The organism is Paludisphaera rhizosphaerae (genome assembly GCF_011065895.1).
GTDB lineage: Bacteria > Planctomycetota > Planctomycetia > Isosphaerales > Isosphaeraceae > Paludisphaera > Paludisphaera rhizosphaerae.
This window is the reverse complement of the sequence record NZ_JAALCR010000007.1, coordinates 271,844-296,961: the sequence shown is the minus strand read 5'-3', so window position 1 is coordinate 296,961 and position 25,118 is coordinate 271,844. Positions and strand designations below refer to the sequence as shown.

The 25,118-nt window shown below is 67.8% G+C and carries 24 protein-coding genes; 13 read left to right on the top strand and 11 right to left on the bottom strand.

Features of this window, described 5'->3' with window-relative positions:
* Positions 1-105 precede the first annotated feature (105 nt).
* From G5C50_RS11630 to G5C50_RS11600, 7 genes are all read right to left on the bottom strand, one after another.
* Positions 106-1,227, bottom strand: coding sequence for a TlpA family protein disulfide reductase (locus G5C50_RS11630; protein WP_165069248.1), 1,122 nt, complete (start codon positions 1,225-1,227; stop codon positions 106-108).
* Between the two features lie 290 nt (positions 1,228-1,517).
* Positions 1,518-2,474 carry a beta-ribofuranosylaminobenzene 5'-phosphate synthase family protein gene (locus G5C50_RS11625; RefSeq protein WP_165069245.1) on the bottom strand — a complete coding sequence of 319 codons (957 nt, stop codon included), beginning with the start codon at positions 2,472-2,474 and terminating at the stop codon, positions 1,518-1,520.
* Positions 2,471-3,061, bottom strand: coding sequence for a DUF447 domain-containing protein (locus G5C50_RS11620; protein ID WP_165069243.1), 591 nt, complete (start codon positions 3,059-3,061; stop codon positions 2,471-2,473). Before G5C50_RS11620 ends, G5C50_RS11625 begins: the two co-directional genes overlap by 4 nt.
* Positions 3,058-4,530 (bottom strand): DUF6513 domain-containing protein, encoded by a 1,473-nt coding sequence (locus G5C50_RS11615; protein WP_165069241.1) that lies wholly within the window; start codon positions 4,528-4,530, stop codon positions 3,058-3,060. Before G5C50_RS11615 ends, G5C50_RS11620 begins: the two co-directional genes overlap by 4 nt.
* Positions 4,531-5,040: 510 nt before the next feature.
* Complete coding sequence (locus G5C50_RS32605; protein WP_240907055.1) at positions 5,041-5,451, bottom strand: EF-hand domain-containing protein; 411 nt, start codon at positions 5,449-5,451, stop codon at positions 5,041-5,043.
* Between the two features lie 43 nt (positions 5,452-5,494).
* Complete coding sequence (locus G5C50_RS11605; protein ID WP_165069239.1) at positions 5,495-6,214, bottom strand: dioxygenase family protein; 720 nt, start codon at positions 6,212-6,214, stop codon at positions 5,495-5,497.
* Between the two features lie 156 nt (positions 6,215-6,370).
* Complete coding sequence (locus tag G5C50_RS11600) at positions 6,371-6,979, bottom strand: DUF1990 family protein (RefSeq protein WP_165069237.1); 609 nt, start codon at positions 6,977-6,979, stop codon at positions 6,371-6,373.
* A gap of 45 nt (positions 6,980-7,024) precedes the next feature.
* Between G5C50_RS11600 and G5C50_RS11595 the strand changes: the two genes are divergently transcribed.
* The 5 genes from G5C50_RS11595 (at position 7,025) to G5C50_RS11575 (ending at position 12,761) form a co-directional block, all read left to right on the top strand.
* The gene (locus G5C50_RS11595; protein ID WP_165069235.1) at positions 7,025-7,990 is read left to right on the top strand and encodes an NmrA family NAD(P)-binding protein; all 966 of its coding nucleotides are present in this window, start codon (positions 7,025-7,027) and stop codon (positions 7,988-7,990) included.
* A gap of 290 nt (positions 7,991-8,280) precedes the next feature.
* Positions 8,281-8,637: a hypothetical protein gene (locus tag G5C50_RS11590; RefSeq protein WP_165069233.1), complete on the top strand. Its 357-nt coding sequence runs from the start codon at positions 8,281-8,283 to the stop codon at positions 8,635-8,637.
* Positions 8,638-8,775: 138 nt separating this feature from the next.
* Positions 8,776-10,644 (top strand): sulfatase, encoded by a 1,869-nt coding sequence (locus G5C50_RS11585; RefSeq protein WP_165069231.1) that lies wholly within the window; start codon positions 8,776-8,778, stop codon positions 10,642-10,644.
* A gap of 539 nt (positions 10,645-11,183) precedes the next feature.
* Positions 11,184-11,996 carry a hypothetical protein gene (locus G5C50_RS32265; protein WP_206107656.1) on the top strand — a complete coding sequence of 271 codons (813 nt, stop codon included), beginning with the start codon at positions 11,184-11,186 and terminating at the stop codon, positions 11,994-11,996.
* Between the two features lie 324 nt (positions 11,997-12,320).
* On the top strand, positions 12,321-12,761 hold the full coding sequence (locus G5C50_RS11575; protein WP_165069229.1) for a hypothetical protein: 441 nt from the start codon (positions 12,321-12,323) through the stop codon (positions 12,759-12,761).
* A gap of 26 nt (positions 12,762-12,787) precedes the next feature.
* On the opposite strand, the gene G5C50_RS11570 is transcribed toward G5C50_RS11575, so the two are convergent.
* Positions 12,788-13,522: a hypothetical protein gene (locus tag G5C50_RS11570; protein WP_165069227.1), complete on the bottom strand. Its 735-nt coding sequence runs from the start codon at positions 13,520-13,522 to the stop codon at positions 12,788-12,790.
* Positions 13,523-13,876: 354 nt separating this feature from the next.
* On the opposite strand from G5C50_RS11570, the gene G5C50_RS11565 reads away from it, so the two are divergent.
* The 3 genes from G5C50_RS11565 to G5C50_RS11555 all read left to right on the top strand — a co-directional run bounded on the left by G5C50_RS11565 (position 13,877) and on the right by G5C50_RS11555 (position 16,908).
* Positions 13,877-14,923, top strand: coding sequence for an amidohydrolase family protein (locus G5C50_RS11565; protein ID WP_165069224.1), 1,047 nt, complete (start codon positions 13,877-13,879; stop codon positions 14,921-14,923).
* Between the two features lie 105 nt (positions 14,924-15,028).
* Entirely contained in the window at positions 15,029-16,042 is a 1,014-nt protein-coding gene (locus tag G5C50_RS11560; protein ID WP_165069221.1) for a class I SAM-dependent methyltransferase, read from the top strand.
* A 17-nt stretch (positions 16,043-16,059) separates the two neighbouring features.
* Positions 16,060-16,908: an alpha/beta hydrolase gene (locus G5C50_RS11555; RefSeq protein WP_165069218.1), complete on the top strand. Its 849-nt coding sequence runs from the start codon at positions 16,060-16,062 to the stop codon at positions 16,906-16,908.
* 97 nt (positions 16,909-17,005) lie between these two features.
* Here G5C50_RS11555 and G5C50_RS11550 read toward each other — a convergent pair whose 3' ends face one another.
* Genes G5C50_RS11550 through G5C50_RS11540 form a run of 3 tightly spaced genes read right to left on the bottom strand, consistent with a single transcriptional unit; the run spans position 17,006 to position 19,696 of the window.
* The gene (locus G5C50_RS11550; RefSeq protein WP_165069216.1) at positions 17,006-17,392 is read right to left on the bottom strand and encodes a hypothetical protein; all 387 of its coding nucleotides are present in this window, start codon (positions 17,390-17,392) and stop codon (positions 17,006-17,008) included.
* Positions 17,393-17,404: 12 nt separating this feature from the next.
* The gene (locus G5C50_RS11545) at positions 17,405-18,910 is read right to left on the bottom strand and encodes a hypothetical protein (protein WP_206107655.1); all 1,506 of its coding nucleotides are present in this window, start codon (positions 18,908-18,910) and stop codon (positions 17,405-17,407) included.
* 15 nt (positions 18,911-18,925) lie between these two features.
* Positions 18,926-19,696 (bottom strand): SDR family NAD(P)-dependent oxidoreductase, encoded by a 771-nt coding sequence (locus G5C50_RS11540; RefSeq protein ID WP_165069213.1) that lies wholly within the window; start codon positions 19,694-19,696, stop codon positions 18,926-18,928.
* 272 nt (positions 19,697-19,968) lie between these two features.
* Between G5C50_RS11540 and G5C50_RS11535 the strand changes: the two genes are divergently transcribed.
* From G5C50_RS11535 to G5C50_RS11515, 5 genes are all read left to right on the top strand, one after another.
* The gene (locus tag G5C50_RS11535) at positions 19,969-21,195 is read left to right on the top strand and encodes a M4 family metallopeptidase (RefSeq protein ID WP_165069210.1); all 1,227 of its coding nucleotides are present in this window, start codon (positions 19,969-19,971) and stop codon (positions 21,193-21,195) included.
* A 67-nt stretch (positions 21,196-21,262) separates the two neighbouring features.
* Positions 21,263-21,565 carry a protealysin inhibitor emfourin gene (locus tag G5C50_RS11530; protein WP_165069208.1) on the top strand — a complete coding sequence of 101 codons (303 nt, stop codon included), beginning with the start codon at positions 21,263-21,265 and terminating at the stop codon, positions 21,563-21,565.
* A 51-nt stretch (positions 21,566-21,616) separates the two neighbouring features.
* Positions 21,617-22,804, top strand: a complete 1,188-nt coding sequence (locus G5C50_RS11525; RefSeq protein ID WP_165069205.1) for an SGNH/GDSL hydrolase family protein — start codon at positions 21,617-21,619, stop codon at positions 22,802-22,804.
* 255 nt (positions 22,805-23,059) lie between these two features.
* Positions 23,060-24,109, top strand: a complete 1,050-nt coding sequence (locus G5C50_RS11520; protein WP_165069202.1) for a DUF1559 family PulG-like putative transporter — start codon at positions 23,060-23,062, stop codon at positions 24,107-24,109.
* 53 nt (positions 24,110-24,162) lie between these two features.
* Positions 24,163-24,366, top strand: a complete 204-nt coding sequence (locus G5C50_RS11515) for a hypothetical protein (protein ID WP_165069200.1) — start codon at positions 24,163-24,165, stop codon at positions 24,364-24,366.
* Positions 24,367-25,118: the final 752 nt, after the last annotated feature.

Sequence of the window (25,118 nt, the reverse complement as noted above, 5' to 3'; positions counted from 1 at the left end):
GGAGAAGGGAGGGGCAGGTGCCTCGGCGGGGCCGGAGGAAGTCGGGAGGAAGGCCCGCTCGCCGCGTTCGAGTTTGAAGCGGCGAACGTTGTTCGGCCTGGAGGCTCAGTCCTTCTTCTTGCCTTCGACGGCCTTCTGGTACTGTTCGAGGCGTTCCTTGAGGGAGCCGTCGTCTTCCATCTCGGTCCCCTTGGCGAGGTTGATGGCGCGCTTCTGGGTCTCGAGGGCCTTGGCGGGTTCGCCGGAGTCGAAGTAGGCCTTGGCGAGGGTGTCGGCGATGGGGGCGCTCTTCTGCTTCTCCAACTCGTCGGCCTTCTTGGCGGCTTCCAGGGCGAAGGCGATCAGCTTGGCGTCGGGCTTGGACTTCAGCTCGGGATCGACGATCGTCCAGGCGATGAGGCTGAGGGTCTGGGCGTTCTCACCGGCCTTGCCTTCGAGGATCGTCTTGGCGAGCGCCAGGGCCTTCTCGAATTCGCCGGCGTGGACCAGGGTGGTGAACTTCAGGCCGCGGAGGCGCTCCTCGGCCGCGGGGACTTCCTTGACCATCTCGTCGATGACCTGGAGGATCTGCCTGGGTTCGTCGGACTCCATCGCCTTCTGGAGCTTCGGCATGAACTTGGCGAGCTTGGCGACCTCCTCCTTCTCCTTCCTGGCGTCGGCGATGGCCTTTTCGACGTCCCACTTGCCCTCGACGACCTGGGCCAGCGGCTCCTCGAGCGCGGCGGGGTGGCCGATCCAGAGGATTTTGAGGTCCTTGCCGACGATGAACGCGGTGGGGATGCCCTGCAGCTCGGCGGCCTTCATCCAGTTCTTGGCCATGGCGCCGTCGTCCGGGTCGCCGTCCTTGTCGCCGTTCTTGGGGACGGCGTCCATGGCGACGCGGTAGTCCATCTTCTCGCCCATCTCCTTGACGAACGGCTTGACGGCCGACGGGTCCTGCTCCCAGATGCTCACGCCGACGAACTTCACGTCGCCGTGCTTCTTCTGCAGCTCGGTGAGGTGCGGGATCGTGGCGCGGCAGGGCCCGCACCACGTCGCCCAGAACTCGACGACGTAAACGCTGCCGGGCTCCAGGGCCTTGATCGGCTCGCCCTTGACGAACTCCTTCACTTCGAGCTTCGGAGCGGCGTCGCCGACGCCCAGGGAGTCGGCCCGGGCGGCGGGGGCGGCCAGCGAGGCGAGGCCGGCGGTCAGAGCGAGAGCCGTCGTCGCGACGAGCTTGCGCATGCGGAATCCCTTCGGAAGTGGAGTTGAGACCGTCGCGGAGGTTGGGGAGGCGACTATCACGGCCTTCCCCCCTGGAGGGGGAAGGTGGCCCGTAGGGCCGGATGAGGGGGACGATCGGCGTCGCTCATGAGCGCTCGTTGAGATGCGCGTGCGACGGCGGTCGTCCCCCTCATCTGACCGCTTCGCGGTCTGTCTTCCCCCTCCAGGGGGGAAGACGATCATCTTCCCGAACTCCGATCACAGTCCGTGATTTCGACCTTAGATCGTAGCCGTAGGCCGCTGGGCGGTCATCAGGAATCGGTGGTCAGGACCGCGCCTTGATTGCGGGCATGGGTCCAGAAGAGGGCTTCTGAGGGGAGGCCCAGGCGGGCGGCGACGGCCTGCTTTTCGGCGTCGGAGAGGATCCCGAAGGCGTAGAGCGAGGGCCCCCAGGAACTCTGGCCTGCGCCGAAGAGGCCCAGACGGCCCAGCTTGGCGACGAGGGCTTCCGACTCCGGGCTCGCGTACACGCCGCCCCCCTGCGCGGGGGCGAAGGCCGCGCCGACCTCGCGCTGGATCGCCGTGAGGGCTTCGCCGAAGGCCGGCAGGTCGCGCGCGGCGACGGCTCCCAGAAGGTCGAGCAGGACAAGTCGGCAGAGGCGGCCGGAGACGGCCTCGGGGACGGGGGGAAGGTCGGCGAAGGCCGCGACCTCGTCGCCGCCGTGGCGGCCGGGAGGGGCGGGGGGGCGGACGATCAGGATCGACCACTCGGCGGGGAACTCCAGCCGTGAGACCATCGGCGGCAGGTCGTCGGGCGCGGCGTGGCCGGCGTCGACGATCAGGCCGCCGTGGACGAACCCGTGCAAACCCACGCCCGACCGCCGCCCGCGCCCCGAGAGCGCCGCCAAACGCTCGGCCGGGGGGGACGCCTCGCCGGCCGTCTCCAGAACCAGCCGCGCCACGGCCAGGCTGAGCTGCGTCCCCACGCCGAAGCCGGCGTGCTCGTCGGGCGTCTTGAGGACTTCCACGCGGACCGGTTGCAGCGGCGTCGGGCCGTCCCAGCGCGCGGCGATCCGCTCCAGCAAAGGGCCGACGCGATCGGCCAGCGGGCCGACGGCCTCGAACCGATCGGCGGGGACGGCCGACATCTCCAGCCCAGGCTCCTCCACCATGAGCCCGACGCCGCCGAACTGCCGGCGCAGGTGCGGGCCCCAGCCCAGCAGGCCGAAGTGCAGCCGGCTCCCCGTCCGGATCGTCAGCCGCCTCATGACGCGGACGCCTTCGATTCGGCCGCGCGGCGGACGTGGTCGGTCAGCATGTCGAGCGCCCGGCGCTCGGGAGGACCGCCCGTCTTGTCGACGATCGTCGAGAACTTGCGATACTCGGCCAGGATCTCGTCGATCGGCAGGAAGGCCGTGCGGGTCGCCAGGATGGCGGCCTCGACGACGGCGGACTTGGCCCGGTTGAGGCCCAGGAAGTCGCGGATTCGGCCCTCGGCGAGGGTCTCCACGAGGATGGTCGTCCGCTCGTCCACGTCGTCCACCACGATCGCTCGAAACTCGTAATAGCGGCAGGCGTCCGCGAGCACCCGGCCGGCGACGGACTTCGCCGCGAAGGTCTCCGGCGACGGGACGAGCGGGGATCCGATCGCCGCCTGGGCCAGCAGCAGGACGTCGTCGACGACGTGGAAGACCCCTTCGCCCCCCTCCTTCAGGTTGCGGTAGGTCGTCGACGTCCTATAAGGGCGCAGGACGAACGTCCCCATGCTCAGGTCGGCCGGGATCTTGGGGCCCATCGGCGCGATGTTCAGCTCGCCTTCGGGGCTCAGGGTGGTGACCAGACCTTCCAGGATCACGCGCGGTCGTCCTCCTCGGGCGTCGAGGCCGGTCCCGACTCCGGCGTCGGCGGCTTCGAGGGCGACGGCCCGACCGCACGCCCGACCGGCCCGCGTTGCAGCCGGTGGACCTTCTCCGGCTCGGTGAGGAACCCCCACGCCAGTGCTTGATCCTGGCGATACGCCTTGCCCAGCGTCAAGGCGGTTCTCGCCTTCATCATCTCCCAGCCCAGATAAAAGGCGTGCGAGGCGTCGGAGACCCCCATCGCCTCGAAGATCGCGAACGGGTCGGCGCCGCTGAGGAAGTGCTGGTTGTTGAGCGCGTAGACCAGGCCGTCCTCCGCGAAGATCCGCCAGTTGGGGTCGCGGATCCGGCGCTGGAGTTCGGCGAGATCGTCGGGGCCGAAGCGTTCCAGCTTGGGGTCGCGGAGCATGACCAGGCCGGGGTCGACCCGCTTGGGGGGCAGCCGGTTGGCGACGGCGAACCGCGCCAGCCGACGCGCCAGGTCCAACTCGCGGACCGACGAGCGGGCCCAGTTGATGACGGCCGTGGTGAGGACGCTGAAGATCCGCTGCTCCTGGCAGAACCCCATCAGGAGCGCGTTGATGCCGGCCGAGTCGACGTCGGTCAGCTCGGTGAGGTTCCCCACGCCCATCATCATGGCGGCCTCAGGCCATCGGCGACGGGCCTCCAGGTAGCGGCCCAGCGATTCCGCGAAGCCGAAGCCGATGGGCTCCAAAATCGGGTCGAGCCGATAGCGGACGCCGGCCATTTCCAGGGCGTCGACGGTTTCGTCGAGGCCGTCGAGCGAGCCGACGCCGTCGGGGATCGCGACGACCTCGGCACCCCAATCCTTCGCGGCCTCGCGGTTGCTGGCGTTGACGCTCAGGACGAGTTCCGCGCCCGCGGCGACGGCCTGGGCGACCTCGTCGGGGTCGAAGCTGTCGATGGAGACCCGCAGCCCCTCGTCGCGGAGGGCGCGGACGGCCTCGCCGACGCCCGCCCACGGCGCGCCGGGCTCACAGCCGACGTCGATCAGGTCGGCCCCCTGGGCGGCGAACTCGCGGGCCTGGCGAAGCAGTTCGGCGAGGGGGAGGCGGGGGGCGTGGTTGATCTCGGCGAGGATCTCAATGTCATAAGAGCCGTAGCGCTCGGCCGCGGCCTCCACGCGATCGCCGCCGAACCAGCGGGGGAGGTCGCGCAGGTCTTCGGGACCAACCTCGACCTTCGCGCCGGGGACCTTCGCCGCGACCGCTCCCAGGTCGCCCCGGCAATGGCCGGGGAGGATGACGCGATCGAGCCCCTCGATGGTCTCCAGCCGCTTCGCGATCCACGCCGGGGTCATCAGCGCGGCGACGGTGATCGGCAAGACGGCGACCTGGGCCTCGATCCCCGCGCGGGGCGCCAGGTCGTCCAGCACCTTCCGCAGCGCGAACTCGGCGAGCCGGCCGGTGACGAACAGGACGCGAGGGCGGGGGGAGTCGGTCATTGGGACGATCAGTCGGCAAGGGCCGGGTCGCGGGGGTCTGGTCCCCTCTCCCCCCGGGAGAGGGCAGCCGCGCAGCGGCGGGTGAGGGTCGTCGCGCTTCGGATCAAGCGTCGCGGGGGCGGTCTGATGAGGGGGACGACCGGCGTCGGTTGCTCGTCCCGCCGATCGCCCTTGATCCAACGCCTGGGTGCCATGGCCACGCTTGCGTGGCTATGAACCGGTGCAGGATGACAATGTAGCCGTTGCCGATCGCATGGCCACGCAAGCGTGGCCATGGCACCCGGGCGGCTGGCTCTCGATGCGACGCCGATCCCCCCTCATCCGGCTCTTCGGGCCACCTTCCCCCGCGAGGGGGGAAGGCCGTTAGGATCCGGATCGATCCGACGTATCCTCTGCGCTCCGACGACCCTCACCCGGCCCTTCGGGCCACCCTCTCCCGGGGGGAGAGGGGACTCTCAATGCCGCTCGACTATCGCATCGAACAGTATACGGTGGGTTTGGGCCGATGCGTCAACGCGGAGGCGCGGGAGGAGGCGGGCCGCCGCCGGGACCTCCGGGCGGGCGAGGGCCGCGGCGACCGCCGGGGCCTCCTGGGGGTGGGCCGAAGTCGAAGTCGGGATGGTCGGAGTGCTCGGCCTCGGCCAGCTTGGTCAGCTCGGCTGGGGTGACGGAGCCGTCCTTGTCGGCGTCGGCGCGGGCGAAGAGGTTCAGCAGGCGGTCGTCGCTGATCTCCTCCTTCGTCAGCTTGCCGTCGGCGTTCTTGTCGAAGGCCATCATCCGCTTGACGAGGTCGGCGGCGTCGGCCTCCTTCGTCGCCGGCGCCTTGCTGGCGCTCGGCCCGCGGGCCTGCTGGGCCAGGGCGCCCGCCGCGAGGGCCGCGGCCAGCACCGTTGCGCCCAGGACGATCTTATGCTTGCTCATGGGTTCACCTCGGGAATCGCGTTCTGTGGAGATTCGACGGGTCTCAGGCGTTGCGCTTCTGGAGGGCGTCGCGGAGGGCGTGCAGCGCCTGGTCGTCCGGGGTGCGGCCGAGGATCACGTCGAACTTGGCGGTCAGCTCGCCGGTCTTGGAGTCGGGGATCGGCTTGAAGTCGGTCATCAGCAGTTCACGGTCGAAGACGCTGATGCCTCCCAGGACGACGCCGTCCTTCTTGTTCCCCGGGTGGCCGGCGATGTTGATCTGCGAGGTCAGCAACTTGCGGTCGCCGCGCTTGATTATGAAGTGGATGTGCGGGGCGGGGCGGCCGGGGTAGGGGACCGGCTTGATCGTCCGGAAGCGGTACTCGCCCGTCGAGGCCGTCGTGAACTTGCCGAAGCCCTGGAAGTTCTTGTCCTGCTGCTGGGCCTTGCGGCCGCTGTCGGCCGTGTGGAGGTAGACCTGGTTGGCGTCGCACTGCCAGATCTCCATCGTGAGGCCGCTCAGCGGCTTGCCGGTCGCGTCGAGGATCCGGCCGTGGAGGTGGGAGATCTCGCCCACGGCGGGGGTGAGCGAATCCCCCAGGATGATCAGGTCGTTGTCCTGGTCGAGCGGCAGCTTGTCCGGGTAGAACGGCCCCTCGGTGCGAGCGGGCGTGCGCGCCAGCTCCTCGGCGAAGAGCCCGCGGGTGGTGAAGAACGCCGCGCCCATGGAGAGGGCGCCGAGGAAGGCCCGGCGATCGGTCGGGCGATGGATCGGCGAGGACATGAGGGGGTTCCTTGAACGGCGACAAGGGGGACGACGGGCCGGCGACGCCTCCTCGCGCCGCCGTCGTACGTCATTAAGGGTAGGGAGGAACCACCCCGGATTTGAAGGGGGAAAGCTCCGGTTTCGCGTAACGGAATGTAACAGCGGGCGGCCCGTTCAGGAGGCTTCCACCCCCGTCTGGTCGTTCATCGATCGCAACATGGCCGCCGCCGACTCACGGCCGAAGGCCCGCTGAGACCATCGCATGTAGGGATATCCCAGCCGGGTGAGAATCAGGTGAGGGCGGGAGTACGCCTCGATGTCGTACCAGACGGCGTCGGTCTCGGCGTCCCAGTCGACGAGGAACCGCTCCTCGCCCGATCCGACGTGGTCCGGCAGCGTCCCATAGGCGAAACCGAAGCGGGCGAAATCCGCGCCGGGGGCGTCCTCGTCGATGACGTAGACGACCCGACAGGCGTTGAGCCACCAGAAGCCCAGGCGATGGGCGACGATCGCCACGACCTCGCCCTCGCGGATGGGGGCGTGCTCGGGCTGGATCTCGGCCCAGCCGATGCGGAACTGGTCCCAGCGCCGGAGGGCCTCGCGGGCGCGCTCGAAAGCCTCGCGGCCGGTCCCGATTTGCTGGCGCGTGTGGTTCAGGCCGTAGTCGGCTGGGGGCGCAGGATCGGCCGTGGCGCCGACGGGGTTGTAGGTGAAATCCAGATTGGCCTGGCCTTCCAGGAACTTCTGGACGGTTTCGGCAGAGGGTTTGCTGAAAGATCTCATCGCTTCACCACGGATGCCGCAATCTTTGAGAAGAGGACGACTCCGATGCAAGCGAATCCCGAACCAACTCGGCCGATCCTCGTCGCTGGGGCCACCGGATATATCGGCGGCCGGCTCGTCCCGGCGCTGGAAAGACGGGGCCTTCGCGTCCGCTGCCTGGCCCGCAAACCCGAGGAAACCCGCGAGAAACTCGGCCCGGGCGTCGAGGTCGTCGCCGGGGACGTCCTGGACCGGGCCTCGCTCGACGACCCCTTGCGCGGCGTCCAGACGGCCTATTATCTCGTGCATTTGATGGCCAACGACGGCGATTTCGAGGAGAAGGACCGGCAGGCCGCCAGGAACTTCGGCGACGCCGCGAAGGCCGCCGGCGTGCGCCGGATCATCTATCTCGGCGGCCTGGGGGACGACGCCGACCCGAACCTCTCGCCCCACCTGAAGAGCCGCCATGAGGTCGGCGAGATCCTCCGCGAGTCGGGCGTGGAGACGATCGAGCTGCGGGCCTCGGCGATCCTCGGGCCGGGGAGCCTGTCCTACGACATGGTCAAATCGCTGACCGATCGCCTGCCGGTGATGGTCTGCCCGAAGTGGCTCGACACGCCCACCCAGCCGATCGCCGTCGACGACGTGGTCTCGTACCTCGTCAAGTCGCTCGACCTCCCCCCCGGCGAGAGCCGGATCGTCGAGATCGGCGGGACCGACGTGGTGGCCTATCGCGGCCTGATCGAGGAATACGCCCGTCGCAAGGGACTGCACCGGGTCCTGATCCGGGTCCCGGTCCTCTCGCCCTGGCTCTCCGGCCTCTGGCTGGCGCTGGTGACCCCCAACAAGTTCACTGTCGGCCGCCACCTGATCGAGGGCCTCCGCAACCCGACCGTCGTCCGGAATGACTCCGCCCGCAAACTCTTCCCGGACGTCCACCCCGTCGGCATCGCCGAGGCGATCGGCCGTGCAGTGGCCCAGGAAGAGCGGGGCGACGCGCGAGGCGTCCACGGCGCGAAGGCTGTCGCCTGATCGAATCTTTTCCGAACGGCCTAAATCGGTTACGGTGGTCCTCAAGGGGGGCGATCGCGACCGAAGGCCGATGCGGGAAAGGGGCGATTATGGATCGGCGGGAAGTTCGAGCCCGGATTCGGGCCGTGCCGCCGCGTTGCATCCGAGGTTTCCGGACGACGATGTTCGAGCCCTACGAATATCAATCCCAGGGCATCGAACCGAATTGGAGCCTCGCCTGCGCGTGCGGAGCGGACGTCGGGGCGATTCTCGGCCGGACGCTCGAGGACCCCCTCGGGAGGAATAGGGTGATGGACCGCTTCGTCGGCCCACTGGCCTTCGAATGCGCGACCTGCCGCGTGGTCACCGAGATCATCGATCCCGATCATCACGGCTGTCGCGCCGAACTCGCCCGCCTGAAGGGAATGGTTGAAGCTGTCGAGGGGCATTCGGGTCCTCGGGAGCGATACGCCTGCCGGCTGTGCGGCCAGTCGCGGAGCCAACATCTCACCGCCGCGTTTGGGTCGTGGGACGTCGCTTACGACCTGGCGGAGCAGGATCCCGCTCTCCCCGTGGGCGACTTCTTCAAGACCTTCACGCTCCGCGCCGGCTGCGAGGCGTGCCCTCGACGATCCTGGACGAGGATTGCTCGCTTCCAGGACTTGTGAATCCCCAGCGCGCGGTTTCCGGCCGTCGCAGCGATCTTTCGAGTGATCCAGCCCCGTTGCGCGGTCGATCGGCGTTGCCGGGATCGCCCGGATGGGGTATGGGTAGGCCGTTCCCAGGGATGGGGAAGGGGGATAGTCATGGACGACGCGGACATGCGGCCCAAGGCCGCGGCGGAGCCGTCGCCGATGGGCGTGGCGCGGCTGGCGGTCCTGTTCGGGCTCCTCACCGGGGCCCTTGAGCTGACCCAGTGGCTGGTTCGGAACGCGGTCTCGGGCGGGGTCTCGCTCGGGACGTTCCAGATGAGCCGGCATTTCGTCTGGATGATCCCGGCGTCGAACCTCGTCATCTTCGGGGGGCTTGGCGTCGTGCTGGCCCTGGCGGTCAGGCTGCGTCCCCGTGGCGCCGGCCGACTTTCCCTGTGGGCGATGGGGTTCCTCTGCGGCCTCTCCCTGCTGCTGACCATCCCGGGTCTGTACGGCTACGCGGCCGTCGTGCTGGCGGCCGGCGTGGGGACGGCCATCGCCCGCCAGGGCCTGGCCCATCCGGCGCGAGTTCAGCGAGCGTTGGTGTTCGTCCCGCTGGTCCTGGGGGCCGTCGCGGTCGCCCTGCACGGCTGGGACCGCGTCCAGGGCGTTTTGCTGGCTCGCCGGCCGATCCCGGCCGCCGCCGCGCCCGTCAAAAACACCCCCAACGTCCTGCTGCTGGTGCTGGACACCGTCCGCGCGGAGAGCCTGAGCCTTTACGGCTACGACCGCGACACCACCCCCAACCTCAACCGCCTGGCCGCCCGTGCGGTGAAGTTCGACCAGGCCCGTTCGACGGCCCCCTGGACGCTCCCTTCGCACGCGAGCATGTTTACGGGTCGATGGCCGCATGAGTTGAACGTCGGCGAGCGGAAGCCGCTGGACCGGACCTATCCCACGCTGGCCGAATACCTCGGCGCCCACGGCTACGCCACGTCCGGGTTCATCGCCAACACGTTCTTCTGCAACGCCTGGTTCGGCCTGGGCCGGGGCTTCCAGCACTACGACGACTTCTACGAGGAGCAGACGGCCGTCTCCGTGGAGGAGGCCCTGCGGTGCACCTCGCTGGGCCGGCTGGCGGTCCGGGCGCTGCCGGATTCGTTCGTGGTCGAGCGTCGCCGCAAGGACGCCTCGCGGGTCGATTCCGCGTTCCTGACCTGGCTCGACCGCCGGGGCGAGGACGACCGGCCGTTCTTCGCGTTCCTGAACTTCTTCGACGCCCACGGCCCCTTCTACCCCCCCGCCGACTTTCCCCGCCGCTTCGGCCGTCCTCCCGCGAACCCCGAGGAAGAGGCCGCGATCCGCGAGTGGGACGTCCGCTCCCGCAACAGCCTGACCGACGCCCAGGTCGCCCTGGCGCGGGACGCCTACGACGACTGCCTGGCCTACCTCGACGAGCAGATCGGCCTCCTCTTCGACGAGCTGGACCGCCGCGGCGTGCTGGACGACACCCTGGTGATTCTGACCTCCGACCACGGCGAGGAACTCGGCGAGCATGACCTGGTCGGCCACGGCCGGAGCCTGTACGACCAGGAGACCCGCGTGCCGCTCCTGGTCTTCCTCCCCCATGGCAAACGCGGAGGGGAGACGGTCGGCGAGGCCGTCAGCCTGCGCGACCTGCCGGCGACCGTGCTCGACGTTTTGGGTCTGGACGCCACCGCCTTCCCCGGCGAGTCGATCGCCCGCCGCGGCTCGGCCGACCCCGGTTCGACCCCCGCCCTGATGGAGGTCCGGATCAAGGAGGAGATCTCCAGCAACCCGGCCCGTCCCCCCGCCTGGCGCGGGCCGATGACCGGCGTGGTCGCCGAGGGCTTCTCGTACATCCGCAACGCCGACGGTCGCGAGGAGCTGTACGACGTCCTGGCCGACCCCAAGCAGGCCCGCGACCTCGCCCCCGCCGCCTCCTCCGCCGACGTCCTGGGCCGCCTTCGCACCCGCCTCCAAGACCTGACCGCCGAAGAGGACGACCCCGAAGCCGAGTGACCGCCCCGGCGGGTTCGATTGGGTCCGGTCGTCGCCGGCGGCGACTTGTTGTGTCTGTCGTAAGGCGTGTTGTTATAGTGATTTGGGTTTTTGGCGACCCTTTTGTGATTGGGTTCGCTCGCACACTTTTGAGCGAACGCGGGCGGTGCTTGAAGTCCCCTCTCCCACCGGGAGAGGGTGGCCCGAAGGGCCGGGTGAGGGTCGTCGGAGCGCAGAGGATACATCGGGCCCGATCCGGATCCTAACGGCCTTCCCCCCTCGCGGGGGAAGGTGGCCCGAAGGGCCGGATGAGGGGGGATCGGCTCTGCGTTCAGGTCGGCCGGACGGATGCGTATCCGATGCCGGTCTTCCCCCTCAACAGACCGCCCCTCCGCGACGCTCCATCCGAAACGCCGTCGTGCGCGGTTCTCGGACCGATTCAAAACCGACCGCCGGATTGTCAGAGAGCAGGGTTCTCCATTAAGTAATGTGTCGTCGACCCGGGTGATTCCGACGGGAAATCGCGAGGCTCCATCTCCACCGGAGTTCCACTTACAACGATGAGAACGCCTCTCTGCATCCTGACGACGCTCTTCCTGCTGCCGGCGAGCGCCGATGCCGGCCTCGACTTCCTGCCCGTGGCCTGTGAGGGGACCTATCCGCAGCACCTGCAAGGCGTCTGCACCGACGGCAAGGGGGCGATCTACTGGAGCTTCACGACGAGGCTGGTGAAGACCGACCTCGGCGGCAAGGTGCTCAAGCAGGTGGACGTGGCGACCCATCACGGCGACCTCGATTTCCATGACGGGAAGCTCTTCGTCGCGGTGAACCTCGGCAAGTTCAACGACCCGAAGGGGAACGCGGATTCCTGGGTGTACGTCTACGACGCCGACGACCTCGCCTGCCTGGCGAAGCACAAAACGCCCGAGGCCTTCCACGGCGCGGGGGGGATTGCCTTTCACGAGGGCCGGTTCCTGGTCGTCGGCGGCCTTCCCGACGACGTGAACGAAAATTACGTCTACGAGTACGACGCCGACTTCCACTTCCTGAAGAAGCACGCCCTCGCCGGCGGCCACACCCAACTGGGAATCCAGACCGCCGCCTTCGCCGACGGCTCCTGGTGGTTCGGCTGCTACGGAAAAGCGAAGACCGACGCCGCGCCCGCGAAGCCTCCCATCCTCCTCAAGGCCGACCCTTCGCTGACGAAGGTTGAACGCTTTGAGTTCGACGCCTCATACGGCATCCTGCCGCTCGGCGCCGGCCAGTTCCTCATCGCCCGCGACGGCTCCATCCCGGGGAAGGGCCGAACCGGCAAGCTGACGCCGGCCGTCGCCGATGAACGACGCGGGTTGAGATTTCTGGAGAAGCACTGATCGGAGGGCCGTCGTCATAACGGCCTTCCCCACTCGCGGGGGAAGGTGGCCGCTCAGGAGTTGTCGGTTGCCAGTTGTCAGTGAGGATCTGGCTGAGAACAGAGAACTGGCAACTGAGAACTTCTTGGCGGGCGTCCCCTCATCTGATCGCTGCGCGATCTGTCTTCCTCCGCGAGGGGGGAAGACCGTTTTCGGATATGACTGTTGAGGCCGCTCCCACCCGATCTCGCATCGACGCCGAGCGAGGATCGTGGTACACCGCGACGATTCACGTCGACCGTATTCACGTCCCGTTCCCATCGATCCCATCCGTCGGAGGCGATCATGCGTATCCGGTCCATTATCGGGCTTTCGGCGTCGGCCTGGGCGTTGCTGGCGGGGGTTGGTTGGGCGGGGGAGACGCCGAAGGTGGGCGAGCGCTGTCGGGTCGAGATGAACGCGGTGACGGTCGGCCGGAATGAGACCGTCGCGACTTACGAGGGCGTCGTCACCCGGGTCAGTCCGGGGGGCGTCAGTCTGAAGGTGACGGAATCGAAGCAGACCATCACCCGAAAGACGCCCCTGGCTCGCGCGCCGTTCGTGTCCCGCTTCTTTCGCAACGTCGGCATCGGTCGGCCGGCGCCGGGCGAGGAGAAGGATATCTGGCTGCCGACCGCGTCGATCCACTCGCTGAAGCCCATCGGCAACGGGTCTGCGAATCCGGCGGATGGACCAATCAAGACCCCAGCGTTCGACGAGGGTTTGCGCCGGGTCGGTGGTCGCTGAAGTCGAGGGGCAATCCGTCCTCATCGTCATCGCCTGTGCGGAAGATCCGCGTCGATGCGGTACAAGACCTTGGCTTCGGCGAACGGCTCGAAATCGTAGTGCTGCGGGCGCTCGACGCGCCCAGGCTTCTCGTTGAGCCAGAACGGGCTCGAGGCGACGAACATTCCCAACTCGGCCACGACCCGATCCAGGCGGTCGTAACACGCCTTGGGAGACTCGACGTCCAACTCCGCGCCGCGTCGGGTGAAGAACTCGAAGGTGTGGTCGTTGGAGACCTGCCAACCTTCGACTCGCTTCCTGCGCAGATCTTCTTCCCCCACATCCCCCTGATAGATCGGGTTGTCGTGGAGCCAACTGAATGACTCCATCAGTTCCCCGCGTTCGTAGATTTCGTAGTAACGTGCGGACGCAACGTCCTCACATCCGTAGATGAACGCCTGGGCGTTCAGCCGTCGGCTTAGGCGTTGGGCGATCTCGGAGTCCAGGGCGACGTACCGCCCGTCCTCGATCTGGGTCCACTCGTGCCCTTGGAACTGGTAGGCGAACAGCACGCTTTTGGGTTGGCGGATCTCAACCGGAGGCCCCATGAGCAAATCGGCGACTCGCTTCGGCATCTCTCGATCTTCGAGGAGCGCCTGGACGACCTCGCCGCACGGGGCGCGAACGAGGAGGTTGTTGTAGCTCAGCCCGCCGCAATCCCGCCACTCCGGGTCAATCCCGCGCCAGGTTTCGACCGGTCCTTCGATTCGGTTGTTCATCATGCCGGCGGACTCCGTGCGGCGTTCGGCCTTTGGGTTACAGCGGTTTACTGATGGGCTGCAGGCTGGCTAAGGGCCTGGCGACGGGTGGTCCGGGCGGCCCGCCCGGACGTCCTCGGTCCCAGGCTTGCGACGCCCGGGCGGGCTGCCCGGGCCACCCGCTCACCCGCCGCTCAAGTGCATGCCATAGCAGAGTAAACCGCTGTAGCTGGCGGATACGATACCGAGGTCTTCCGGATCGCAGAACGGCGATGCTCTCCGCGTCTTCGGGAGAGAACGTCCTCGACCCGGCCGCGCTCGACGCTTAGTCTTGGGCTTCCTGACGGTTTGGACGAGGCTCCGAAATCGAGGCGGACCATGCTGACGCGCAGAGACGTGCTCCGACTGGCCCCGGCTCCCTTCTTCCTGCGGTCGGCCTTCGGGGCCCGGATGGAGGGCTTCGAGCGGATCGACTCGCACTTCCACATCCATCGCGACGCCCCGGCGGTGTTCGCCAGCCTCAAGGCGTCGGGGTGGAGCGGCCTCGACCTGGTCGTCTGCCCCGTCGCGGGGGACGAGCCTTTCGACCTGGAATCGAAGCTGGCCTCGACGCTCGCATGCTCCCGGGCGAGCGGCGGCCGGGTGGCCTGGGCTTCGAGCTTCGACGCGCGCGGGTTCGAGCAAGCGGGCTTCGCCGATCGGACGATCGCCCGCCTGCTCAAGACGTTCGACGACGGCGCGATCGGGGTCAAGATCTGGAAGAACATCGGCATGGCGATCCGAGGCAAGTCGGGGGCCTACCTCTTGCCCGACGACCCCAGCCTGACGCCGATCTACGAGGCCATCGAGAAAGCCGGCAAGACGCTGGTCGCCCACCTGGCCGAGCCCGACGGGGCCTGGCTGCCGCTCGACGAGAAGAACCCCGAGTTCCCCTACTACTCGAAGAACCCCCAATGGCACATGCTGGGCAAGGGGACCCCGCCCAAGGAGGCGATCCTCAACGCCCGCGACCGCGTGCTGGCCCGATTCCCGAAGCTCCGGGTCGTCGGCTGCCACCTTGGGAGCGACGAGGACCACCTGGACGCCCTGGCCCGTCGTCTCGACTCGTATCCCAACCTGGCCGTCGACACCGCCGCCCGCACCCGCTACTTCGCCCGCGGCGATCGCGATAAGGCCGTCGCCTTCCTCACGAAGTATCAGGACCGCATCCTCTACGCGACCGACTACGGCCTGCGCGACGCCGACCCGGAAGCCGGCGCGAAGGCCCTATTAGCCCGCCACGATCAGGACGTCGCCTTCTACGCCGGCGACGCCGAGATGACCTACGAAGGCCGGCCGACCAAAGGCCTCGGCCTCCCGGAGGCCGTCCTCCGAAAACTCTTCCGCGAGAACGCCCGCCGCTGGCTGCCGGGGATCGGCGTGTAGCCTGGCATCGCCGGCCGGCCGATCGGGCTGCGGCGTCCCGCCCGCGGCGTATAATCGGTCCCGGCCGTACTCAGGATCTCCAAAGACTCGCGAGCCAAGAACACGATGTCGACCCAAGGTCCCTCTCCGGCTCTGTTCTTCGAGACCATCAGCGCCTACCAGCGTACCGAGGCCCTCCGGGCGGCGGTGGATCTGGACCTCTTCACGCACCTGGGCGCCGGTCCACGGACCGCGGCCGAGCTGGCGGTGGCCTGCGGCGCCTCATCGCGGGGCGTCCGTATTCTGGCGGACTACCTCGTCATCATCGGATTCCTCATCAAGCAGGGCGACGTTTACGAGCTGACCCCGGACTCGAAGGTCTTCCTCGACCGCAAGTCGCCCGCCTACGTGGGGGACGCGACGCGGTTCCTGCTCTTGCCCGACCTGCGGGAGAGCTTCTCCCGGCTCACGGAGGCTGCGAAGAAGGGCGGGACGGCGCTCTCCGGCGAGGGGACCGTCTCCGACGACAACCCGGTCTGGGTGGAGTTCGCCCGGGCGATGGCCCCGCTCATGCGCATGCCCGCCCAGTTGCTCGCGAACCTCGTCGGCAGCGATCCCGACCGACCGCTGCGCGTGCTGGACGTCGCCGCCGGCCACGGGGTCTTCGGCATCACGATCGCCGAGCGCAACCCCCGGGCGCACGTCACGGCCCTGGATTGGCGCAACGTGCTGGCCGTCGCGCAGGAGAACGCCGATCGCGCGGGCGTGGCGGATCGGTACGCCCTGCTGCCGGGGAGCGCCTTCGACGTGGACTGGGGCGGCCCCTACGACGTCGTGCTGCTGACCAACTTCCTGCACCACTTCGACGTCCCGACGTGCGAACGGCTCGCGGTAAAGGCCCACGAGGCGCTCGCACCGGGGGGCCGCGCCCTGACGCTGGACTTCATCCCCGAGCCCGATCGCGTCACGCCCCCGGCGACGGCCGGATTCGCGCTGGTGATGCTGGCGACCACGCCCCGCGGCGACGCCTACACCTTCGCCGAATATCAGGACGTCTTCGCCCGCGCCGGATTCGCACGCAGCGAGTTCCACGCCCTCCCGCCGACGGCGCAACAGGTGGTGGCGTCGTACAAGTCTTGATCCCAAAGGAGCCGACGATGAACAGAACGATCTGCCTGGCCGCGATCGCGATCGCGTGGACTTCGGCGACGAGCGCCCAGACGTCGGGCTCGGCGTCGCCGCCCGAAATCCCCCTCTACGCGGGAACGGCCCCGGGTTCGGAGAAGTGGGACTGGCAGGAGAAGTTGGTCACCCGGCCGAACGGCATGCCGATCGTCTCCGACGTCGTGCGGCCGGTGCTGCTCGCGTATCCGGCCCCGAAGGACAAGGCCGTCGGCACGGCCATGGTCGTCGCGCCGGGGGGCGGGTTCCGGGCCCTGATGATGAGCTATGAGGGCGTGGACGTCGCCAGGAGGCTCAACGCCATGGGCGTGGACGCCTTCGTCCTGAAGTATCGGCTCACCCACGAAGGCTCCAACGCCGCGACCCGAGAAGAGGTCGTCAAGATGGCCGGCGAGGACGGTCGGCAGGCTGTCCGGCTCGTGCGCGCGAAGGCCGGCGAGTACGGCTATCGGCCCGACCGGGTGGGCATGATCGGCTACTCGGCCGGCGGCATGGTCACGTCGGACGCCCTCTTCGGGCCGGCGGAGACCCGGCCGGACTTCGCGGCGCTCATCTACGGGGCCCGCGAGGACAGGAACATCCCCGACCCTCCGCCGCCCCTCTTCCTGGCCGTCGCGGCCGACGACGCCAACTTCGTCGGCAAGAGCGTGGACCTCTTCACCGCCTACCGCCAGGCGAAGGGCTCGGCGGAGCTGCACGTCTTCCAGATGGGGGCGCACGGCTTCGGCAACAAGGGGGGCGGGGCCGACCACTACCTGGACCGCCTCGAGGAGTGGCTGCGGGTCAACAAGCTGCTGGCAAAGGCTCCCGGCGACGCGAAGTAGGCCGCGGTGAGCCGGGCATCGGGCGGCCCGCCGCTCAAACCGCCGTGACGGGACATCGTCCGCTAGATCAGCCCGCCTGAGCCCAGGGCAGAGGGCCTTAAGGCGGGTTGATCTCCTCGATGTCCAATTCACCTTGGTTTTTTTGTGCAGTCATCCTCCTCGCGAGCTCAATGACTGCCTGTCCTCCGAAGACATAAGCTAGGACTATACGTTGGACCGACGTGAACTGGATGAGGCAAATGTAGTTGACGATCAAAAGAAAACAAATGGTTTTGAGGCTTTTGTCTCCATGGAACATGGCTACATAAGTAGAAATAAATATAACTATATCTAATATTATGGATGCAAAGATATACCCTTTTATTCGGTGGCCTGCTGGCAAATACGCTGAATAATGCTTTCTGGCGAACCTCGCGTACCCCGTCACTGACAGGCCGAAGATGACGAACGCCACCACTGCGAGGACCATTTCGAACTTGCTCATGTTCCACATCCCTCATTTCGGTGCGAACCGCAGCGCGTAGAGGTCGGCGTCCTTCAGCACGAAGCGGAGCCGGACGACCCGGCCGGCGAGGGATTGGAGGTCGCCGCCGGCGAAGGTCGCGGGGCGGTCGACGTCGTTGCCGATCAGCTCGCGGCAGTCGGACAGGGCGAAGCCGGGGATCGGGGACCCGTTCTCGTCCTGGATCTCGACCTTCACGCCCCCGGCCGCCGAGGTCGCGAAGTTCAGCAGCAGTTGCGAGCCCTGGAACCGCAGGGGCCTGGTCCGCATCTCGCCGCCGTCGTAGTCGGCGTGGACGGAGGCGAAGCCGTCGAGCCGGAGGCTGTAGCGTCGCAGGTGGGAGGTCGGCTGGCCGTAGTTCTGGTTCACGTAGAGCGACATCTCGTTCGGGCCGGTCTGCACCACGTTCAGCGCGGGGTAGTTCGTCCGCGAGGTCCAGTTCTCCGCGCCGATGCCCGGCGCGACGAACGCTTCCATGAACGTGCGGTCGTACACGCCGCCGCCGCGGCTGGTCATGAGCACGGCGTCGGACGAGTCGTTGAAGTAGTTCGGGTCGACGTGGATCGCGGCGGCCTGCTCGGGCGTGATGGCCCGTCTCCCCAGCATGAACCGCGCGGCCGTCGCGATGTAGATGTGCGGGGCGCGGAAGTAGGGGTGCGTCTGGCTGGTGTAGAGCTGCTCGACGGGCGCCGGGCTGCCGTCTTTGCGGCGGTACTCCATCAGCGTGGGGGACTTCCACGAGGCGTAGTCGTCGCTCTCGGCGCGGGCGATCCGCCGCTTGCCGTCCTTGTAGACGCGGTAGAAGAGGAGGTATTTCCCCTCGGCGGGCGACCAGAAGGAGACGTTCTGGGAGTCGAAGAGGAACCCCTTGCCGGCCCCCTGGGAGCCGGCGTCCGCCCGGGTGAAGACGGGGGCGTCCCGCCATTTCTTCCAATGGACGCCGTCGGCCGAGACGTAGGCGTTCAGGCCCGGCTCGTTGTAGCCGCCGAGCGCCTTGTATCGCTCGGCGGGGTCGACGCCCGGCCTCGAGTCGATCATCGGGGCGAAGTTGTGGGTGTCGGGCGGGACGTCGGCGAGCACGATGTTGGTCGTCGCCCGGCCGTCACGCGGGAAGAGCGGCAGCGCGGGCTTGGTCCAGCGGACGCCGTCGTCGGACTCGGCGTAGCAGACGACCTGATGGTCGCCGGTGTCCTTCTTGCCGCCGCTTATGGAGCCCCGGTAGTACGCCTGGAATTTCGGGCCGGCGTGGAGGATTGTGACGTAGCCGCTGAACGGCCCTTCCCACGGTTCGTCGAATGCGAAGGCCGGCCCCCGGTCCACGGGCCGTTGCAGCCGCAAGGCGACGCCGTCCATCGAATCGATCAGCAGGCCGTCGACGAACGGCTCGCGCCTCGACCCGATCTCGATCGCCTCGCGCCCTCCTGATTCCCCCCGCGACGCGCCGGCGACGCCCAGCAGAACGGTGAGGAACAGCCAGGTCTTCAGGGGATTGCGAATCATCTCAGAATTCTCCATTCATCGGATCGCGCCGCCGTTGACGCGGAGGATCTGGCCGGTGAGGAAGCTCGAAGCGGGGCCGACGAGGAAGGCGGCGGCGTTGGCGACGTCCTCGGGCTCTCCCCAGCGGTGCAGGGGGGTCTCGCGGAGAACTCGGTCCTGCCATTCGGCGGGGGCGGTCTCGCCCCAGGCGGTGCGGATCCAGCCGGGGGCGACCGCGTTGACCCGGACGCTCGGGGCCAGGCTCAACGCCAGGCTGCGGGTGAACGCCATGACGGCCCCCTTGATCGCGCTGAAGAGCTCGCCGGATTCCCCCTCCATGCCGGTCTCGGCCTGATCCCAACCCATCGTGACAATCGACCCGCCCCCCTCCGCGACCATCCGCCGGCCGACGTCGCGGCAGAGGCGGATCGCGGCGACGACGTCGACCTCCCACAGCAGGTCCAGCTTCGCTTCGAACGACAGGCCGGGGCCGTCGCCCGTCAGCACGTCGGCGCCGGCGAAGTGGATCCAGGCGTCCAGGCCGCTCCAGAGCTTCCAGGCGTTGGCGACCAGGCGATCCCCCTGCTCGCGCGAGCGGAGGTCGGCCAGGATCGAAGCCACGCGCACGCCCCGGCCCTCGATCTCCTGCACCACCTTCACGGCCGCGTCCAGCTTGCGGCCGTGGACGATCACGTCGGCCCCCGCGTGGGCCAGCGCCAGGGCCGTCGCGCGGCCGATGCCGGACGTCGCGCCGACGACGGCGCAGCGCAGGCCGCGGAGGCTCGCATCGGCGGGAGGTTCGAGCATCAGGGGGGCTCAGTGCGGGGTCGAATCGTGAGGAAGGAACCAACGCCCCTCCACGTTAGCCCGCGCCCATTCCCCTCGACAAGGCTCGACCCAGGCGAGATCGCCGCTTATCTATGAAGGACGGCGTCAACATGTGCTTGAAATGGCTCGATTATTAATATGGCGAGGTGCTTTGCGTAAACATCATAGATCCCTTCTTCACGAGGCGCGGCTCGTCTTGTCGATGGGCGGCGTCTTGGGCCTCGGGTCGCTCACCCATGAGAGGACTCGTCATGAACTCCGCGAAGCATCGTTGTCTCAACTGCATTATGCCGCCTCACATCCTGGAGAAGCTCCTGGAGAGTAAGGACCCGGCGATTCGCCAGGCTGCGCTGGAGACCATGCTCTCCACGGCCCGGCTCCGCGGCGAACGGTCGTTGGTGGGCGTCATGGGGGTCGTTTCCGCTCTCGGGGCCGGCCGCCGCACGGTCTTCGACTGCCAGAACGGCGTCGTCCTTTCGCGCGCTGTGGTGAGGAGGACGGAGGACGGGCCGGAATCGACCGACGAGTCGGTGAATCGGGCCTTCGACGGCCTGGGCAAGACCCGCGAGTTCTACAAGGACGTGCTCGACCGCGACTCGATCGACGACCGGGGGATGCGGCTCGACGGGTACGTCCATCGGGGGGTGAACTACAACAACGCCTTCTGGGACGGCCGCGAGATGATTTTCGGCGACGGCGACGGCGAGATCTTCACCGACTTCACCGGCTCGCTGGACGTCATCGCCCACGAGCTGACCCATGGCGTCACGGAGAACGCCTCCGGGCTGGAATACCACATTGAGTCCGGCGCGCTGAACGAATCGATTTCGGACGTCTTCGGCTCGCTGGTCAAGCAATGGTCGCTGAACCAGACGGCCGACGAGGCCGACTGGCTGATCGGGGCCGAGATCTTCACCCCCGGGATCGACGCCGACGCCCTGCGCTCGATGAAGGCGCCGGGGACGGCCTACGACAACGCGTTGCTCGGCAAGGACCCCCAGCCCGATCACATCCGGAAGTTCGTCCGGCTCCCCGACACCGAGGCGGGCGACTTCGGCGGCGTGCACATCAACTCCGGGATTCCGAACAAGGCCTTCTTCCTCGCCGCGACCAACATCGGCGGCCGCGCCTGGGAGGCGCCCGGACACATCTGGTACGAGTCGCTCAAGGCGTCGAGCCCGACCACCCAGTTCCAGGACTTCGCCAACACGACCGTCATGCAGGCGCGGAGCCTCTACGGCACGCCGGCCGAGCAGGCGGTGGCCGACGCCTGGAACCAGGTGGGGATCCGCGTGGCCGCCTCGTCGGCCGTCCCGAGCCCGAACGGCCACGTTCGCGCCCGCGCCGTCGCTCCAAGGGACGACGACGCTCTGGCCGCCCTCAAGAAGCAGATCGAAGTGCTGTCGAGCCAGGTGAAGTCGTTGACGAAGGAAGTGGCGGCGACGAAGGCTCGGAAGCCGGCCGCGGCGACACGGTGACATCGCGCCGGGGCTCCGCTATACTCGCAGCGACGAGCAGCCCCGGCCGTTCGAGGATGACGCGACCATGAAGATCATCCTGCAAACCCACGGCGGGCTGGCGGCGGGGATCCGCCGTCCGCCCATCGAAGTCGACTCGGCCGACCTGTCCAAGGCCGACGCCGCCGCCCTGGCCGAGCACGTGGCCGCGGCCTGTCGCGCGGGCCGACCGCCGGGCGAGACGCCGGGGCCTGCCCGCGACGCCATGAGCTACACGCTCCGCGTCGAGGAGCCGGGCGCCGCCGCCAGGGAGCTCACCCAGTCCGATACGTCGATGACCCCGGAATTCGGGACGCTGATCGACTGGCTCCATCGCCGCGCCGGCCGTTGATGGGACGGACCGAACCCGGGGCGAATCCATGACCCTCGCTCCGTCTCCGTCATGACCCGACCGCGATTCCAGACTCTCCGCCGCCTCCTTCGGGCGTTCCGCGACGGCTGGCTGCTGCTGGGGCTCTCGCTGGCCCTGATCGTCGCCCTGGAGCTTGGGCTCCGGGGCGCCTTCGCGCTTAAGGACATGGTCGCCGCGCCGCCGATGGTCGATCCTCGGTTGATCCGCGACGGCTACGGCGGCGAGTCCTGGCCGGTGCAGCATCGCCGCGAGCTGGAGGCGCTCTCCGACCGCTGGGAGCCCTACACGTACTTCCGCCAGCGGCCGTTCCAGGGTTCGACGATCCACATCGACGATCAGGGCCGGCGCGCTGTCTGGAAGCCGCCGGAGGACGGCAAGCCGCGGCTGAAGCTGCTCGTCCTGGGCGGGTCGTCCCTTTGGGGATTCGGCGCCCGCGACGACGAGACGATCCCCTCGCTCCTGGCCCGCTATCTCCACGACCGGGGAGTGGCCGTGGAGGTTCGCAACCTTGCGGAGATCGGCTACGTCAGCACTCAGGAGGTCGTGGCCCTCGCCCGCGAGCTGCAGGCCGGCTACCGGCCCGACGTGGTCCTCTTCTATGACGGCGTCAACGATTCGGCCTCGACGCTGCTGGAAGGGAAGGCCGGGCTGACGACCAACGAGCGCAACCGCGCTCGCGAGTTCAACTTGCTCCAATCGCCGGCCCGCGCGACCGTCGCAGCCCTCGGCAAGCTCGTCGCCGATTCGGCCCTCCGGCGCACGGCCGAGGCCGTCGCCCGTCGCGTCGTCGGCCCCGTTGACCCGACCCCCGCGCTGCCGGCCGTCGTCCCCGACGACCTCGCCCGCGCCGTCGTCGACGCCTATCAGGCCAACATGGAGCTGGTCGACGCCCTCGCCGCCCGCTACGGCTTCCGCACCCTCTTCGCCTGGCAGCCGGCCGTCTTCGACCGGGCGTCGCCGACCCCCTTCGAGCGTGAAGAAGCCGCCAAGTACGCCTGGCTCGCCCCCATCTTCGAGCGAGTCGGCGCCGAGCTGGAAAAGCGTGAGTCCCTCAAGTCCCGATCCGACTTCCTCGACCTCCGCCCCCTCTTCAAAGACTCGCCCGACCTGATCTTCATCGACTACTGCCACACCACCGAACGCGCCAACGCCCAGATCGCCGAGCGACTGACGACGCCGGTGCTCGAACGCCTGTCGGGGCGGGGGAAAACGAAATAATTCGGCTTCCGATTCAACGGGGTCGGCCGAGGGGCGGCCGTTCGTGCGTTTGGGTTGAGTTGGAGCGAAAATGTTGATAATCAAATATCTAAAACATCATAGGTGGGCCCTGGACGCTGGCGATCTCGCTGTGTTCAATGGTGGCGTCGGCGGTCTATGCGAGCGGCCCCGACGACGTATTCGTTCCCTTCTCATCAAGTACGGGTCGTAGATTCCGCCGGGGCCGACTCCCCGGTGGAGTCCGAGGGTGTTCTCATGATACGAACGAACAGACGGTTCACGCATGGCTTCACGCTGATCGAACTGCTGGTGGTGATCGCCATTATCGCGGTCCTGATCGCCTTGCTGCTTCCCGCCGTGCAGGCGGCCCGCGAGGCCGCGCGCCGGGCGCAGTGCACCAACAACCTGAAGCAGTTGGGCCTGGCGGCGGCCAACTACATGGACTCCAACGGCTGCCTTCCCCCGACCGGCACCGATTCGAGCCGCAACCCCAACGACTTCTCGATGAAGATGAAGATGCTTCCCTTCATCGAGCAGCGGGCCCTGTACGACACCTTCAACGTGTCTTACTACTACAACAACGCCGTGAACTGGACGGGCACCTGCACGTCGGTGAATGCATTCCTGTGTCCGTCGGACGCGTACAAGTGCAACCGGGCGATGTCTGCCTCGCCGGGGTCGGCGTACCCCTTCGGCGAGTCCAACTACGCCAACAATCTCGGGACCTGCGCCACGCTCACCGGCGGCAACATGGACGGGCCCGCCTACTCGTTCAGCCCGCAAAACCCCCAGATTTCCGTGCCCGTGACGATCGCTTCGATCACGGACGGCACCTCGAACACGGCGATCTTCAGCGAAATGCTGCGCGGCAACAACTCCGCGTCTCCCGGTCGGAACGCCGTCTATTCCACGTCGATCACCTATTCGTTCCCCTCGTCGCCGGCGCTCTCGGGGGACCTTGTGACCACCGTCATGGCGCTCTCGGCGACCTGCCAGGCCTCGACGACGGTCAACGCCTTCACGACGCGGGGCTACTCGTGGAACTACCACAACTGCGGGGTCGGCGGCGGCTACAGCCACGTCATGACGCCGAACAAGAAGTCGTGCGCGTTCTCGGGCCAGGGGAATCCTCCCAGCATCAAGGAGGCGACACTCTTCGGCGCCACGTCGTTCCACTCCGGCGGGGTCGTCATGTCGCTGCTCGACGGCTCGGTCCGCTTCGTCAAGGACAGCATCTCCCCGGCCACCTGGGTGGCGGTCTCGACCAAGGCCGGCGGCGAAATCATCAGCGCAGACAGCCTCTAAGCCTGGCGCCCCTCTCGGGCCAGGAGAACTGATTCATTGAGGAGGTAGATTCCATGATCGCGAAGCTGCTCCGCGTCGTCCTCATCCCAACCGCCGCGCTCCCCTGCTTCCTGTGCGTCGCTCTTCTGAGCGGCTGCGGCGACGACGGCTCGCCCAAGCCGATGGCGCTCACGGAAGAGAACAAGGCGAACATCGCCGCCGAGCAGGCCGTCGACGAACAGACTCGGGGAACGAAGACGACGAAGGGACAACCCTGATCGTCCAGGTTTCCGAACGCACAAGCGCGGTCGCGCCTCGGCGACGGTTGAGCAATGCAACCGTCGCCGATCACACGGCCGAGCAAGGGCTGATGAGTCGACGACTCCGACGACGTTCCGATCGACCCTTGTGGCAGTTGATCTCTTGGCTCGCACGCGGCCATCAGCGTCGATCCTGGCTACGACGGCGGCCTCTCCCTCTGGAGGCCGCCGTTTCCCACCCCCACCCCACCTCATCTTCTTCAACTCCCGAGAGAACCGCCGTCGACCTCTGACGTCGCAGCTCGGGAACGGGGCTTCCCCGAGGTCCACAGGACGCTGACTTCGCAAGCCGATGGCCGGCGTCCAGGTCCGTCGCAACGGCCCGGCCGAAGTCCCACTCGGCCGAGGGATCGATTCGGGACGGGGCCGACCACGTCGATGCGGCCGTCTCTGGCTCCGCAGCGCCTGGCTCTCTGATCGGCGTCTCCGGCAGAACCTAAAGGACACGATCGACGGCTTCCCCAGGCCGCGTTTCGGCCTGCCGCCTGTGCGGCTCCGGCCGGCGCAATCCCTGCGCAGCGGCAAGGTTCCCGTCGATGGCCCTCTGGTTCTGGTGCAAATCGTTTCGTGAACCCGGACTCATTAACAGACTCAAAACTTAAATATGTTTTGCCAATATCAATCTTTGCTTCTTGTTCACGGGATGTTCACGAGCCGGTCCTAGAATCCTGCACTGTCGAGTGGACGTCTCCCGATTTCGCGGGAGACGT

Bases quoted from the DNA above. Each gene is read 5' to 3' on its own strand.
- G5C50_RS11555 (WP_165069218.1), top strand. From the start codon at position 16,060: ATGAACAGAACGATCTGCCTGGCCGCGATCGCGATCGCGTGGACTTCG.
- G5C50_RS11550 (WP_165069216.1), bottom strand. From the start codon at position 17,392: ATGAGCAAGTTCGAAATGGTCCTCGCAGTGGTGGCGTTCGTCATCTTC.
- G5C50_RS11585 (WP_165069231.1), top strand. From the start codon at position 8,776: ATGGACGACGCGGACATGCGGCCCAAGGCCGCGGCGGAGCCGTCGCCG.
- G5C50_RS11605 (WP_165069239.1), bottom strand. From the start codon at position 6,214: ATGTCCTCGCCGATCCATCGCCCGACCGATCGCCGGGCCTTCCTCGGC.
- G5C50_RS32605 (WP_240907055.1), bottom strand. From the start codon at position 5,451: ATGAGCAAGCATAAGATCGTCCTGGGCGCAACGGTGCTGGCCGCGGCC.
- G5C50_RS11535 (WP_165069210.1), top strand. From the start codon at position 19,969: ATGAACTCCGCGAAGCATCGTTGTCTCAACTGCATTATGCCGCCTCAC.
- G5C50_RS11600 (WP_165069237.1), bottom strand. From the start codon at position 6,979: ATGAGATCTTTCAGCAAACCCTCTGCCGAAACCGTCCAGAAGTTCCTG.
- G5C50_RS11525 (WP_165069205.1), top strand. From the start codon at position 21,617: ATGACCCGACCGCGATTCCAGACTCTCCGCCGCCTCCTTCGGGCGTTC.
- G5C50_RS11570 (WP_165069227.1), bottom strand. From the start codon at position 13,522: ATGATGAACAACCGAATCGAAGGACCGGTCGAAACCTGGCGCGGGATT.
- G5C50_RS11615 (WP_165069241.1), bottom strand. From the start codon at position 4,530: ATGACCGACTCCCCCCGCCCTCGCGTCCTGTTCGTCACCGGCCGGCTC.
- G5C50_RS11630 (WP_165069248.1), bottom strand. From the start codon at position 1,227: ATGCGCAAGCTCGTCGCGACGACGGCTCTCGCTCTGACCGCCGGCCTC.
- G5C50_RS11530 (WP_165069208.1), top strand. From the start codon at position 21,263: ATGAAGATCATCCTGCAAACCCACGGCGGGCTGGCGGCGGGGATCCGC.
- G5C50_RS11515 (WP_165069200.1), top strand. From the start codon at position 24,163: ATGATCGCGAAGCTGCTCCGCGTCGTCCTCATCCCAACCGCCGCGCTC.
- G5C50_RS11565 (WP_165069224.1), top strand. From the start codon at position 13,877: ATGCTGACGCGCAGAGACGTGCTCCGACTGGCCCCGGCTCCCTTCTTC.
- G5C50_RS11575 (WP_165069229.1), top strand. From the start codon at position 12,321: ATGCGTATCCGGTCCATTATCGGGCTTTCGGCGTCGGCCTGGGCGTTG.
- G5C50_RS11560 (WP_165069221.1), top strand. From the start codon at position 15,029: ATGTCGACCCAAGGTCCCTCTCCGGCTCTGTTCTTCGAGACCATCAGC.
- G5C50_RS11540 (WP_165069213.1), bottom strand. From the start codon at position 19,696: ATGCTCGAACCTCCCGCCGATGCGAGCCTCCGCGGCCTGCGCTGCGCC.
- G5C50_RS11595 (WP_165069235.1), top strand. From the start codon at position 7,025: ATGCAAGCGAATCCCGAACCAACTCGGCCGATCCTCGTCGCTGGGGCC.
- G5C50_RS32265 (WP_206107656.1), top strand. From the start codon at position 11,184: ATGAGAACGCCTCTCTGCATCCTGACGACGCTCTTCCTGCTGCCGGCG.
- G5C50_RS11590 (WP_165069233.1), top strand. From the start codon at position 8,281: ATGGACCGCTTCGTCGGCCCACTGGCCTTCGAATGCGCGACCTGCCGC.
- G5C50_RS11520 (WP_165069202.1), top strand. From the start codon at position 23,060: ATGATACGAACGAACAGACGGTTCACGCATGGCTTCACGCTGATCGAA.
- G5C50_RS11545 (WP_206107655.1), bottom strand. From the start codon at position 18,910: ATGATTCGCAATCCCCTGAAGACCTGGCTGTTCCTCACCGTTCTGCTG.
- G5C50_RS11625 (WP_165069245.1), bottom strand. From the start codon at position 2,474: ATGAGGCGGCTGACGATCCGGACGGGGAGCCGGCTGCACTTCGGCCTG.